Source organism: Mucilaginibacter aureus (assembly GCF_053514885.1).
This window is the reverse complement of the sequence record NZ_CP170601.1, coordinates 578,649-591,755: the sequence shown is the minus strand read 5'-3', so window position 1 is coordinate 591,755 and position 13,107 is coordinate 578,649. Positions and strand designations below refer to the sequence as shown.

At 40.6% G+C, this 13,107-nt stretch carries 13 protein-coding genes; 3 read left to right on the top strand and 10 right to left on the bottom strand.

The genetic code is table 11. The annotated features are described in order from the left end of the window. The first annotated feature begins 7 nt into the window (after positions 1-7). Positions 8-772 (top strand): hypothetical protein, encoded by a 765-nt coding sequence (locus tag ACFGVR_RS02540; protein ID WP_448700920.1) that lies wholly within the window; start codon positions 8-10, stop codon positions 770-772. Positions 773-821: 49 nt separating this feature from the next. Here ACFGVR_RS02540 and ACFGVR_RS02535 read toward each other — a convergent pair whose 3' ends face one another. Genes ACFGVR_RS02535 through ACFGVR_RS02500 form a run of 8 tightly spaced genes read right to left on the bottom strand, consistent with a single transcriptional unit; the run spans position 822 to position 6,990 of the window. After that, the gene (locus ACFGVR_RS02535) at positions 822-1,391 is read right to left on the bottom strand and encodes a hypothetical protein (protein ID WP_448700919.1); all 570 of its coding nucleotides are present in this window, start codon (positions 1,389-1,391) and stop codon (positions 822-824) included. Between the two features lie 10 nt (positions 1,392-1,401). Next, on the bottom strand, positions 1,402-2,469 hold the full coding sequence (locus ACFGVR_RS02530) for a hypothetical protein (protein WP_448700918.1): 1,068 nt from the start codon (positions 2,467-2,469) through the stop codon (positions 1,402-1,404). A 59-nt stretch (positions 2,470-2,528) separates the two neighbouring features. After that, positions 2,529-2,882 (bottom strand): hypothetical protein, encoded by a 354-nt coding sequence (locus ACFGVR_RS02525; protein ID WP_448700917.1) that lies wholly within the window; start codon positions 2,880-2,882, stop codon positions 2,529-2,531. Between the two features lie 48 nt (positions 2,883-2,930). Then, positions 2,931-4,145: an O-antigen ligase family protein gene (locus ACFGVR_RS02520; protein WP_448700916.1), complete on the bottom strand. Its 1,215-nt coding sequence runs from the start codon at positions 4,143-4,145 to the stop codon at positions 2,931-2,933. A 28-nt stretch (positions 4,146-4,173) separates the two neighbouring features. Beyond that, positions 4,174-4,707, bottom strand: a complete 534-nt coding sequence (locus ACFGVR_RS02515) for a M23 family metallopeptidase (RefSeq protein WP_448700915.1) — start codon at positions 4,705-4,707, stop codon at positions 4,174-4,176. Positions 4,708-4,740: 33 nt separating this feature from the next. Further along, positions 4,741-5,466 (bottom strand): ribonuclease III, encoded by a 726-nt coding sequence (gene rnc, locus ACFGVR_RS02510; RefSeq protein WP_448700914.1) that lies wholly within the window; start codon positions 5,464-5,466, stop codon positions 4,741-4,743. A 9-nt stretch (positions 5,467-5,475) separates the two neighbouring features. After that, positions 5,476-6,729 (bottom strand): beta-ketoacyl-ACP synthase II, encoded by a 1,254-nt coding sequence (gene fabF, locus ACFGVR_RS02505; RefSeq protein ID WP_448700913.1) that lies wholly within the window; start codon positions 6,727-6,729, stop codon positions 5,476-5,478. A gap of 24 nt (positions 6,730-6,753) precedes the next feature. Beyond that, a complete protein-coding gene (locus tag ACFGVR_RS02500) occupies positions 6,754-6,990 on the bottom strand; it encodes an acyl carrier protein (RefSeq protein ID WP_008508386.1) in 237 nt (78 codons plus the stop codon). A gap of 245 nt (positions 6,991-7,235) precedes the next feature. Here ACFGVR_RS02500 and ACFGVR_RS02495 point away from each other — a divergent pair, with 245 nt between their 5' ends. Both ACFGVR_RS02495 and pyk read left to right on the top strand, forming a co-directional pair. Beyond that, positions 7,236-7,655: an IPExxxVDY family protein gene (locus tag ACFGVR_RS02495; RefSeq protein ID WP_448700912.1), complete on the top strand. Its 420-nt coding sequence runs from the start codon at positions 7,236-7,238 to the stop codon at positions 7,653-7,655. Positions 7,656-7,724: 69 nt separating this feature from the next. Further along, a complete protein-coding gene (pyk, locus tag ACFGVR_RS02490; protein WP_448700911.1) occupies positions 7,725-9,155 on the top strand; it encodes a pyruvate kinase in 1,431 nt (476 codons plus the stop codon). A gap of 330 nt (positions 9,156-9,485) precedes the next feature. Here pyk and ACFGVR_RS02485 read toward each other — a convergent pair whose 3' ends face one another. Both ACFGVR_RS02485 and ACFGVR_RS02480 read right to left on the bottom strand, forming a co-directional pair. Beyond that, on the bottom strand, positions 9,486-10,541 hold the full coding sequence (locus ACFGVR_RS02485; protein WP_448700910.1) for a glycoside hydrolase family 43 protein: 1,056 nt from the start codon (positions 10,539-10,541) through the stop codon (positions 9,486-9,488). 12 nt (positions 10,542-10,553) lie between these two features. Further along, the gene (locus tag ACFGVR_RS02480; RefSeq protein WP_448700909.1) at positions 10,554-12,968 is read right to left on the bottom strand and encodes a sugar-binding domain-containing protein; all 2,415 of its coding nucleotides are present in this window, start codon (positions 12,966-12,968) and stop codon (positions 10,554-10,556) included. Between the last annotated feature and the right edge of the window lie 139 nt (positions 12,969-13,107).

The following is a 13,107-nucleotide window of genomic DNA, read 5'->3' as shown; positions in this document are numbered from 1 at the left end:
TTGCGTATTGAAATATACTGCTCAAATTCCGTTTAAGTCTGTCCTCACCTTCCTGGTGTTATTTTTAGGATGCCTTGTTTCAGCCGCGTTTGCACAGCGCAAAGAGTTGAATATCAGGGGTATTGTATACAGTAAAAATATTAATGTAAGATTGCCGAACGTATTGATCACCAATGATTTTACCCACGCAAGTGTGATTAACGATAACTTAGGGGCCTTTGAGATCAAAGCAGCAATTGGCGATACCCTGATATTTAACTGCCGTAATTTTAGCGACCAAAAGATAGTGGTTACTGCCGATGTAGCGGTGTTTGTTTTTATGGTACCGATCATCACCCTAATGCAGGTTGACATTAAGGACGTAACCAAAAAGCAGGACCTGGCCGACGTAATGAAAGGCTACAACAAACAGGGGATATACAATAATGGTAAATCCAGTACACTGGGTGCTATATTTAACCCGGTTAATGGTTTATACAACCTGTTTGGTTCGGGACCAAAGAACGCGCGCCGTTTTCAAAAATATGCAGCCAATGAGAATGAACAGACCGAAATTGACCGCCGCTTTAACAAGCCCTTTGTAAAAAAGATGAGCGGCATACAGGACAGCGTAAAACTGCAATGGTTTATGACCACCTATCGCCCCGCTATTGAGCAGATACGTAAATGGACGGATTACGACCTGATAGATTACATCCGGAAATCATATAAGGAATTTGTTGATCTGGGGGAGAAGCCGCCGGTATTTTTGCCTAAGCTGGATGAGAATTAAATAATCTGCTTGATTATAGCAATAAAGATATCAGGCATAAAAAAATATTTTAATTCTGCTTTATTCCTGTTATCACTACTGGTAGCAAAATACAATCAACCGCACCAATTTTACCATCGGTAAAATTGGTGATATTCTGGATCGAGGTGAATGATTGGTCAAATCTATCCTGTTTCTTTTTATACATTTCTTCCTTTTTAGCGTCTCTTTTTTCAGCACTATCTTCCCAACCAGTCATGAATCCACAGCCATCGTTATTAGCAATTATTATTGGCTGGATGTAGGTTTTACCTTCCAAATTATTTAGTTTACCCCCAATCCAATGTCGTTGATTAAGCATATTAAAAGCATCGGCAAGCCCGTTTTTTATAAATGGCGGTGTACTAATCGTGTAAGCAATATTAGTAAATTGATTTTTACTATTGATGTTAAAACGTATAAATACACACCCTTCCCAACAGGTGTTTTTTACTGAATCTTCGTTGGGATGGTAATAACGCGCTATTAAAAAGCCTATTTCCTTTAGATATGGCTTTCCATTGCCGCTTTTCGTATATGATTGTGCAAACAAGGATGCCGTTAGCAATAATAATGAAACAAGAAAAATTGATTTTTTCATAAATGATTATTTATTGTGGACAAGGAGTTCCGTACCCAGGTACCCCCCCGTCCTTATTAGCTGCTACAATAAGTCCTTGATCATGTTTTGTAAGGTTTCTATCAGTTAATAGTTGAGCAAAATCAGTTGGATATTGAGTAGCAAAATCATTTAAGCCACCAAGCGACAAAGCATCGGCATTTCTCGTGTCCAATCCAAATGCTTGTTCAAGCATCGAAGCTATGTCGTCAACATAATCATTGGCGATATCTGTATGTTGCTTTAGCTGGCTACTCAGATCAATGCCTTTGTAGTCCAAATAAGCATGTATAATTTCATGACTGAGTACTGCGGCTTTGTATTCTTGTGATGCGCCATTTGGTAATATTGACGTATTTACTCTAACCTCAATATTAACTACGTTACTTCCGGGAGGAGATGTCATATAAGCTAAGGCAGGGCCTCCGTTGGTATTTGAACTTTCAATAAAATGCATATTAATTTTATCCGATGAATTAAAGAGGTGAAGTATATCCGCAATGGCCCCTGTGAAACCTTGTGCCAAAAGCTTATCAACCACAGCTTTATTACATCCCGTTAAATCATTTTTTACGTCAGGAGCAGGAGGGGCTGGTGGATCAGGCGGAGGTGGCGTCTGGCATAAGGGGTTCCCAAAATAGGTAGGATCGCCGCAATCTATATTTCCATCATCGTAACATATAGTTTCTATATGATCAAATTCCGAATATGGTTCTCCACAGTTATGCGGTGTAGGATCATCACCGTAATAATCACAATCTATAAACCATTGGTCAATCTCATAATCATCACAAACCATTGTTTGCGTTTTAAGTTGCCTTGGCTTATTGTTTTTTATAAAATTATACATTTTTGCCACTTTACCTTTTTGTATCCGCAGCACAAACATGATTTTTCCGTTCCACTGTTTATGAAATAGGTATCCGCTAAAATCTGTATCCAGCTTATTGAGCATGTTGTTGCTTATATCACCGTTATGCTTTTTTAGGTACTCTTTGTCAGGCACATAACTAATAATTTTTTGATATATTGTACCATTGGCACCTTTGTATATGATCAACCTGTCAAAACTTGCTTTTACTACGTCAGGTGTTGGCTGTTCGATAACGCTTACGCCATTTACTTTAGCATCAATGGCCGAAACGATTTTTCGGCTATATTTATAGGTATCTCTACAAAAGTATAATTGCCTCTATTGCCGGCAGTTGCTTTTTGCCAAAAAAGCGATTTCATATTCATCTTAGCTGACAATGGGTCTTTGCTGTTTGCAACTAATTTACTCGAATCAATGCCAACCGCGTTCCCTTGTGTTGGTTGTAAGGTGTTAGTATAATAATCTTTGGCCCATTGTACATCGTTTGATAATGCATCGGTATATGTTGCATCTTGATATTGTTTTCTGCAGGCGCTAACTATAATTAGTACTAACGTAATACAGCATAACAGAATTTTGACACTAAATTTTCTTCGCATATAGTTTAGGTTGATGTAAGTAAAGATATAAAATATTATAATATAACACTATTTTATATCTATGATATTTTTTCTTATCAGATCAACACTATTCGAAGGAATTTTTACAGGCATTTTTAACATATACCGCGCTACAGCTTTTGCTTTTTTAATTTGTTGAGTTTTTAAATAAAAATTATATAATTTAAATCGGCTGGCAAATCTGTTGGGTACCATATCAATGGCTTGCAAATAAATTTGTTCAGCCCTTTGAGTATTTCCGTTCAAAAAATAATTATCAGCAAGCTTTAAATAAAGTATATTGTTTGTACGTTTAGTTATAGTGTAGGAAAGCAGTTTGGATGTTTGTTCTTTATTTTCACTTAGTTCAAGTACATCACAATAGAATACTAAAAACTCAACATCATTATTTAAGATGGGATATATTTTTTTACAAATGTTAATTGACTCAGTAATATAGCCAAATTTGTACAGTTCTTTACCCTTATTAAATTCTGCATAATCCTGGTAGTGCCTAACATAATTGCAATACTTAATTGTAAAATAAAACAGGATAAACATTCCACCGCCAAGCATGTAGATGTTTATATTTAAGTTAAAAGGTTTTGAGTATATAACAAGGAAAAAAATGGCAACAATAGTTGCGATTTGAACTATGGTTTTTTCAAAAACATGCGTAAATAGCGCTGCCACTAAAATTGCAATTAATTGAGCCAATGCTAAATTTAGAAGAGTGTTCGAAGAACCCTGTTTCTTCAATGCTTCAGTAGCCAGATTGACGGTTATGTAAAAGCCCGCTAATAAGCAAATTAACCCAGGTATGCCTACTTCAATTATGAATTCCCAATAATCATTAAAAGCATAGTAAGTATTATCGGCTAACAGAAATTCTTTAATTGTGTACGCGCCGGCCTTAAAGTATTCAGCCTGGTATAATCCATATTGAATTTTAAAGTTACCCAAGCCGATACCTGTAAAGCAATTCTCTTTGAATATTTTCCAGGATATTTTGTAGATTAAAATTCTACCAAGTGAAGAATCATACTTTATAAAATAAACGAGAATGAATAAGGTTAGAGTGGCTGAAATGCAGACAGCGAGTATGTTTTTGAGGTTTAGTTTCTCTTTATAGTATATAAAGAGTAAGAAAAGCAATCCAATAGTATATCCGAATACAAATGCCCTGCTTGCTAGGTAAACGGATACTAATATTCCCAAAACTATCAGGGATATAGAAAATAGCCCTGAATATTTACCTTTCATTGTCAAAATAGCTTAGTATTGGATGGAATCAGAATATGATTGATTTTTCAGGGTTCAAATAAAACATTTTTTTCCATCCCTGAGGAGCTTTTCTATCGAAATTATTAATTAGTGGAAAAATGGAAAATATTGAAAAATGTAAGTGATAAGGCTTATCGATTGCGTTGCCTGTGTTACCGACTGTGCCGATTTGTTGGAGTTTCTTAATTAAATTAAACCTTTCAATATCAATGCTATTTAAATGAGCAAAGTAATAAATTCTTGACTTGGGGCCAATTATGTAAATATATTTGCCTCCATTGTTACTAAAACCGGTAGATAATACTATTCCATTTACCGGACTAAACACAGGAGTTTTTTGAGGACTAAAAATATCTATTCCCAAATGTAGTGTTGAGTGGTTTATTGGATAATACCAATAACTATTTCTATCCCAATTTGCTGCTGTTGCATTTTTAACCGGTATGGGTAATTCTTTTACCTCGCCGGATACATTTAAATATAAAATGTAAACAAGAATGGAAGCTGATACAATAATTAGTTTGATCTTATATTTTTTCATTTGCTAAATATAAGATCAAACAGGACTTTTTAATTAAATACCCAACGCCTCACAAGCTTTTTCAGCAGCAAGCTTTTCGGCGTTCTTTTTGTTAAACTCTTTACCCATACCTAAAACTTCGCCATCAACACTGGCCAGTACGGTAAATAGTTTATTGCTTTCGCCTTCCTGGTTTTCGGTAACCTCGAAGGATACATCTTTGCTGTGGCGCTGGCACCACTCGATAAGCTTGCTTTTAAAGTTGGTTTCGGTTTGCTCGAGTTTATGGATATCGATATGCGATTTGATGATATGGTTCACCAAAAAGTTTTTGGTGAAATCGTAACCCTTATCCAGGTAAACGGCTCCAACTAAAGCCTCAAAGGCGTCACCTAATAACGATCCCTGGCGGGTTGAATTCACCATGCGGCTATCATACTCGATCAGTTTTTCAAAACCCAGCTTGCGGGCCAGCATGTTAAGATTTACCCGGCTCACAATTTTGGAGCGTAGTTCAGTTAAAAAGCCTTCATCCTCATAAGGGTACATTTTAAACAATACTTCGGCTACAACACTGCCCAAAACGGCATCGCCTAAAAACTCAAGGCGTTCGTTACTGTTTTTTACACCTTTTTTGATGCTTTGCGCAGCCGACTTGTGCCTGAAAGCCAGCCTGTATAACGACAAATTGCCCGGTACGAAGCCGAGCAAATTTTTTAATGATTTTACGTATTGACGGTTGGGCGAAAAATGTAGCTTATATAACCGAAGGATTGGCATTAAGAAGGATTAATCCTGATATTTTTTGAAAATAACCGAAGCATTGTGACCGCCAAAACCAAAACCGTTGCTTTGCGCAATATTTACCACACGTTTTTGAGCCTTGTTAAATGTGAAATTTATACGCGGATCAAAAACCGGGTCGTCGGTAAAGTGATTGATGGTTGGTGGTACAATATCATTTTGCAAAGCCAGGATAGCAGCAATAGCCTCAACAGCTCCGGCAGCACCAAGCAGGTGGCCCGTCATTGATTTTGTTGAACTGATATTGATGTTATAAGCATGCTCACCAAAAGCTTCCATAATGGCTTTAATTTCCTGCGGGTCGCCAATTGGTGTTGATGTTCCGTGTACGTTTACGTAATCGATATCGGTTGGCTGTAATCCCGCATCTTCCAAAGCGGCTTTCATTACCAGGGCAGCGCCTAATCCTTCGGGGTGAGGGGCTGTCATGTGGTAAGCATCGGCACTCATGCCGCCGCCTATCATTTCGGCATAGATTTTAGCGCCACGGGCCCTGGCATGTTCTAACTCTTCCAGTATAATGGTGCCTGCACCTTCGCCTGCTACAAAACCATCACGGTCCAGATCAAACGGGCGCGAAGCTGTTTGCGGATCATCGTTACGGGTTGAAAGGGCGTGCATGGCGTTAAAACCACCAATACCGGCTTCGTTAATAATAGCCTCAGAACCACCGGTGATAAACATGTTGGCTTTGCCTAAACGCAGGTAGGTAAAAGCATCGATCAACGAGTTGTTGGACGATGCACATGCAGAAACGGTAGTAAAATTCGGACCGCGTAAGCCGTATTTGATAGAAATATGGCCAGGGGCAATATCGGCTATCATTTTAGGGATAAAGAACGGATTAAATTTGGGTGTGCCATCGCCTTTGGCGAAATTGACAACCTCGTCTAAAAACGTTTTTAAACCGCCGATACCCGAACCCCAGATAACACCGATGCGGCTGGTATCTAATTTTGAGAAATCCAGACCAGCGTCCCGAACAGCTTCCTCTGTCGAAAATAAAGCATATTGTACAAACGGATCCAGTTTACGGGCGTCTTTACGTCCTAAAAACCCATCGGCATCAAAGTTCTTTACTTCGCAGGCAAACTTGGTTTTGAAATGGGTAGTATCAAAACTTTTAATAAAGGCAGCGCCGCTAACTCCATTGATCAACCCGTTCCAATATTCGGCGACGGTATTACCAATTGGAGTAAGCGCTCCAAGCCCAGTTACCACAACTCTTTTAAACTCCATCTAATTTTTTAGTGTGGAAGTTTATTATTTAACGTTTTTTTCAAGGTAAGCAATTGCTTGACCTACTGTACCTATAGTTTCAGCCTGATCGTCAGGAATAGCCACGTTAAACTCTTTTTCAAACTCCATGATTAATTCCACGGTGTCTAATGAGTCTGCACCAAGGTCGTTAGTGAAACTTGCTTCAGGTGTTACTTCACTTTCGTCAACACCTAATTTTTCTACGATAATAGCTTTTACTCTTGAAGCGATATCAGACATACTCTTTATAGTTTAAATGATTAATAATTCAGTGCAAAGAAAAATAAATTATATCAAATATCAAATCTAAAATCCATTAGATAATTGATAACGCAATTTGTGCCCATATAACAGTAATTACACCGAATTTGTTTTTAATGGATATACACCCGCAATGTCCTCAATTTAAACATTTTTAGCATAAATATTTAGTTGTAAGCCGTGGTTTGATTTGTATTTTTACGGCCGGATTATTTATCAACGTTTTGAATAAAAAAGTACTGAAGTTTGAAATTGACCTTGATTTTGTGCTGATAGCCATTACATCATCGTTAAAGGATTACCGGTTATGTTACCTGGTAAACCGCGAACTTAAATTTAACTTTACCAAGGGCGATGATCTGCACCTCGATCCGCTGCATGGTAATAACCCTGCCTATTTTTCTATTTACCGGCATAGTGTTGTGGATGAGGATACCGATTTCTTTTTTATAGCCAACAAGGGCAGCGAAGGATACCTGATACCCGAGATGAATAAAACTGATTATTTACTAATGATCAAAAACTATTACGATAACGATGAGCTTGAAAAACTAATAACGGGATTAAACCGTATACCCGAAATTGTTGCCGCAGTAAAAGTTGATCCAAAAAAAATAAAATCACGAGAAAATCTGCTATTTTAGCGGCATGATTTACATGGTGTAATTTGTACACTATAGCCCAAATGAAACCATATAACCTAAAACATTGAAATGAAAGTATCAAATAACCGCACCAAAATAGTTGCCACAATGGGCCCTGCATCTGCAAAAAAAGATGTTTTGCTCTCCATGATCAAAGCCGGCGTTAATGTTTGCCGTCTTAATTTTTCGCACGGAAGGCCCCAGGATCACCAAAAAACCATCGACATTATCCGCGAGATCAACGATAAATATAAAATTAACGTAGGTATACTGGCCGATTTACAGGGCCCCAAGATCCGTATTGGTTTGGTTAAGGATGGCGGTATCCATTTGGTTAATGGTACACGTATTAATATGACCACCCAGGAGTGTATTGGCGACGATAACCAGATCTATATTACTTATGATACCTTTCCGCAAGATGTACATGCCAACGAAATTATTTTGCTGGATGACGGAAAGATCCAAATGAAGGTTGTGGAAACTAACCGTAAGGACACCGTAGTTTGCGAAGTAGTGCATGGTGGTATATTAACATCCCGTAAAGGTGTTAACCTGCCTAATACCAAAGTATCTATACCAAGTTTAACCGAAGAGGACCTGATCAACCTTGATTTTGCCTTAAAAAATGATGTGGAATGGATAGGCTTATCATTTGTACGTACTGCAGAAGATATTGTTGAACTGAAACGCATCATCAGCCGCAGCGGTAAATCATCGCGTGTTATCGCAAAAATTGAAAAACCCGAAGCCATTGCTAATATAGATGCCATTATTGCCGCTACGGATGGTGTAATGGTTGCCCGTGGCGATTTGGGTGTTGAAATGCCATTGGAAGAAGTGCCTTTGCTGCAAAAAATGATCGCTAAAAAATGCCGTAATGCATCAAAACCGGTTATTATTGCTACGCAGATGCTTGAGTCGATGATCACCACGCCGCGCCCAACCCGCGCCGAGGTGAACGACGTTGCTAACTCGGTATTAGATGGCGCCGATGCAGTGATGCTGAGTGGCGAGACTTCGGTAGGCGAGTTTCCGCTGATCGTTATTGAAACAATGGCTAAAATTGTACACAATGTTGAAGAGCTGGGCTATCCGTTCAACTCGCCAAAAGATGTATCGGCACACCCGGCTAATATTATAGGCGATGCGGTTTGCAGCTCGGCCGTATATTTATCTGAGCAAACAAACGCTGTTGGTATTGTATCGATGACCGTTTCGGGGTATACCGCTTTTGAAATATCGAGTCACAGGCCTAAAGCATCAACTTATATCTTTACATCAAACCGCAACCTGTTAAACGCGTTAAGCCTGGTTTGGGGCGTTAAAGCTTTTTATTACGATAAGCTTGAAAGTACAGATAAAACCATCAGCGATGTAAATGGTATATTAAAAACTGAAAACCTGATAGAGGCCGGCGACGTGGTAATTAACACCGCCGCTATACCTATCGCTAAACAAGGTAAAACCAATATGCTGAAAGTTACCGTAGTGGAATAAGCAGCATTTAGTAATAATATAAACAAAGCCCGATAGTTAATACTACCGGGCTTTTGTTTTTGCAGTTTAAAGCAGATTTAATTTTTTAATTAAAGGAAGAAGGTATTGATGACCGTATTAATATACACGTGCCATGCAAAGCTTTGGGAACAACCTGTCGAGGCTGCCAAAGTAATAGTTCCAAAAAATGATGATCATGTTTATCATAGTTGTTTGCTGTTAGTATCGTTTTGACGTTTAGATAACGGCCACAGTTTAATGTTACGTATACGTTTAACATAGTTTAACAGTTGTATGATCATGTGCTAACAACGTGAAATGACCGTCGCTTTAAAACTTCATATCCAATTTCCAGTTATCAGCAATGCGTTGCGCTTCTTTTTTGGTGATCTGGATGATACCCGGATGTTTTGGGATCGAAAAATTGGTGGCTTTCATTACACCTTCGTTAAAATGGCCCAGGTTGGTAAAATTCACAAAATCGGTAGTTTCGCTAAAACCGAAGTTGTGCGGGTTGATGCGGTAAATATCATACACCAGTATCCATTTATCCTGCCCGATTAGTTTATAAACCGTAGGCGCTTCATCACCAACCTTTTCGCCGTCAACCCGTTTCGGCTCAGAAACATAACCGGTATTGAGCGAATCGGATACGGCTTGTTCGATATGCGAGCTGCCATCGTGCAGGGCATACATCATGTGGTATTTGTTGCCAACTTTGGTGATGTCGGCATCAATAAACTCGGTGTTGTTTGGATGCTCAAAAATAGGCTTTGGCAAGGTTTCCATCGCTGTAAAGTCCTTATTCATATACGTATAGTAAACTTTGCATTTTTCTTTGCCGAAACGCATAGTGAAGTACATCATCGTCTTTTTCTTCGCGTCGTCATAGATCAGCTCGGGCGCCCAGGCGCAGCCAATGTTGGCCAATTGGGGAAAAGCCTTGTCAACGCGCAGTACTGTGTGCGACCAATGCACCAGGTCTTTCGATTTCATCAATACCAACCCTCTGTTATTACCCCAACCGTATGCGTCGGCCTCGCGCTCCCATAAGGTGTTACGAAAACCTTCTTTCTGGGCATAAATGTGCAGATCGGTTAAAGCCATATAAAATGTACCATCGGGTGCGCGATAGATATACGGATCGCGGATACCTTTTTGCTCGGCAATAGTATCGCCTTTGATAACGGGGTTGCCGTTGTTAGGGTCGGAAAAGCTGTAACCATCTTTGCTTAACGCATAGTGCAGGCTGTGGTCGGCATCTTTAAAATAAACCATAAGGTAAGCGCCCATGTCCTTTTCTTTTGGGACATTAACCTTAGGCTGAGCAAAAACACATACCGATGTGAGCAGCAGGAGTGATAAAAAACGAAGTGAAAGTTTCATCTGTTTATAATTCTATTGTTGTTTTGCGTTGATTGTTATGGTTGCAGTGGCCAGGCCTTGAGAGCTGGTGGTCAATTTGATCTTGCCTGCGTTCTTGTCGCTCCTGATCACCAGTAATGCGCGACCATGCCAGACTTTACGGACGGTGGCAAAATAAGGATCGGGGTCTTTTGGATCAGCATTATCTACGCCAGCGATCACGCCTGGCCCCTCAATACTGAATTGTAAGTTGTTTGCAGAATTGGGCTGCATAATGCCATTGTTATCCGTTATCTCGACAGTGATATAGGATAGATCCTCGCCGTTAGCGATGATCGTACCGCGATCTGCCATCAGTTTTATCTTCGTTGCGTTTCCGGCTGTTTTTAAAACAGTGCTTTCAACCTCCTTGTCATTCACTATCCCAACAGCGCGTAATTCACCAGCAGCATAAGGAACACTAAATGTAGCTTTAAACTCCTCCGCTTCGGTTGTTTCTTTTTTGCCGATCAGTTTATTATTCAGATAAAGGCGCACTTTAGGGTATTTTGCGTACACTTCAACCCGCATGTCCTTACCTTCAAAGCCCGGCCAGGTCCAGCTTTCCCATGTTGGCCAAACGGCCCAGCCGGTTACGTGGATATCCCCCGGTGTTTTCTCCGGTTCGCGCACGGCCATATAGAGTTTCTCATTATTGTTGTATAACATGCTGCGGTAATGGGATATGGGTTTGCGCCAGCCGGTAAGATCGATATCGCCGCAATAGGCACCATGATAAGGGAACAATTCGGTTCGGGCATGAAACGCGGAAGATTCGCCGGTATAATACCAGCGCCCTATACCCGATTCGCCAAGGTAATCCAGCGCCGTCCACACAAAATCACCAAGGATATAGCTGTTGTTTTGAACGAGTTTCCAGTTGGCGAAAGCATCTTTAGGGTACGATTCTGTTTGTACGATGATCCGCGATGGCACCCTTTCGTGATCGGCAGCTGCGCGGTGCAGCTCGTAGTTGTATCCGGCTACATCATGGGCCGCCATTAATGGGTCGAATATTTCCCAATCTTTATCCCAGGTGGTCATAGCCGATGTAACCGGGCGGGTAGGGTCAATTTTTCGTACGCAGTTGGCCAGCATCTTAGCGGTTTCTACCGCTTCCGGACTCTTCCGCTCGATGATCTCGTTACCGATGCTCCACATCATGACCGATGGGTGGTTCCTGTCGCGCAATACCATAGTTTCCAGGTCGCGCTGCCACCAGTCGTTAAAATATAGGGCGTAATCGTACTTGTTTTTGGAGGTTCTCCAGCCATCAAAAGCTTCGTCGATCACCAGCATTCCCAGCCTATCGCATGCAGCTAAAAATGCTTCTGAAGGCGGGTTGTGTGATGTACGGATGGCATTAAACCCGGCTGCTTTCAATATTTCTACGCGGCGCTCTTCGGCGCGGTCAAAAGCGGCAGCACCTAAACAGCCATTATCATGATGTACGCAGCCACCGTTTATTTTTACCGTTTTCCCATTGAGCTGAAAACCGTTTTCGGTAGTAAACTTAAGCGAGCGTATACCGAAGTTCGTTTTTGTTTCATCAACACTTTGGTTGTCTTTCAGTATTTGCACCCGTGCTTTATAAAGCCCCGGGGTTTCGGGTGCCCAGAGCGTAGGATTTGATACCGTGATAATCTGGGTTAACTCTTTTTCGCTATTGGGTGCCAGGGTTATTTTAGTCTGATCGTCACCTGCTTTTTTTTCACCTTTCTCAAGCACAGTTTTAAGTACGATGTTTTGAACAAGACCGGTTTCGTTTTTGATCAGCGTTTTAACCCGGACGGTTGCTTTTGTGGCAGATACCTCGGGCGTAGTTATCGCCGTACCCCAATTGGCTATGTGCACAGGATTGGTAACGACGATCCATACATGCCGGTAAATGCCCGATCCGCTATACCAGCGGCTGTTCTTCTGTTTGGAGTTATCTACCTTAACTGCTACTATATTTTGCCTGTTAAGATTGAGATACGGGGTAACATCATACGTAAACGTGGTATAACCATACGGGTGTACGCCAAGTGACCGGCCGTTAATAAAAACTTCAGAGTTCATGTAAACGCCCTCAAAATAAATTGACACCCGCTTGCCTTTCCATTTCGCAGGAGCGGTAAATGTTTTACGGTACCAGCCAATACCCATCTGAAAAAAGCCGCCATCACCACCCGAGGAATTGCCTTTATCTATCGTACCTTCAATACTCCAGTCATGCGGCAGATCGAGTGTGCGCCAGCTTTCATCATCAAAATTTTGGTTATCTGCACCAGATGCGTCGCCCAAAAAGAACTTCCAGTCATAATCGAATAGTTGCTTACGCTGGCTGGTTCCCTGAGCTTTTATGCCGGTGATACAGACGGTTGAAAACATAATCACTATCAGGAGTGACCTTATAGGTTTTAGCATGCTTGGTTATTAACTGGCAAACAAATATAATATTTAAATGTCATTTCAACAATTATTGAAAATCCTATTGATATCCCGATGTCCGCGTTAGGGATAGCAGCGGATACCGGCCTGTGGCTAAGGCCTCGCGCAGTATGAG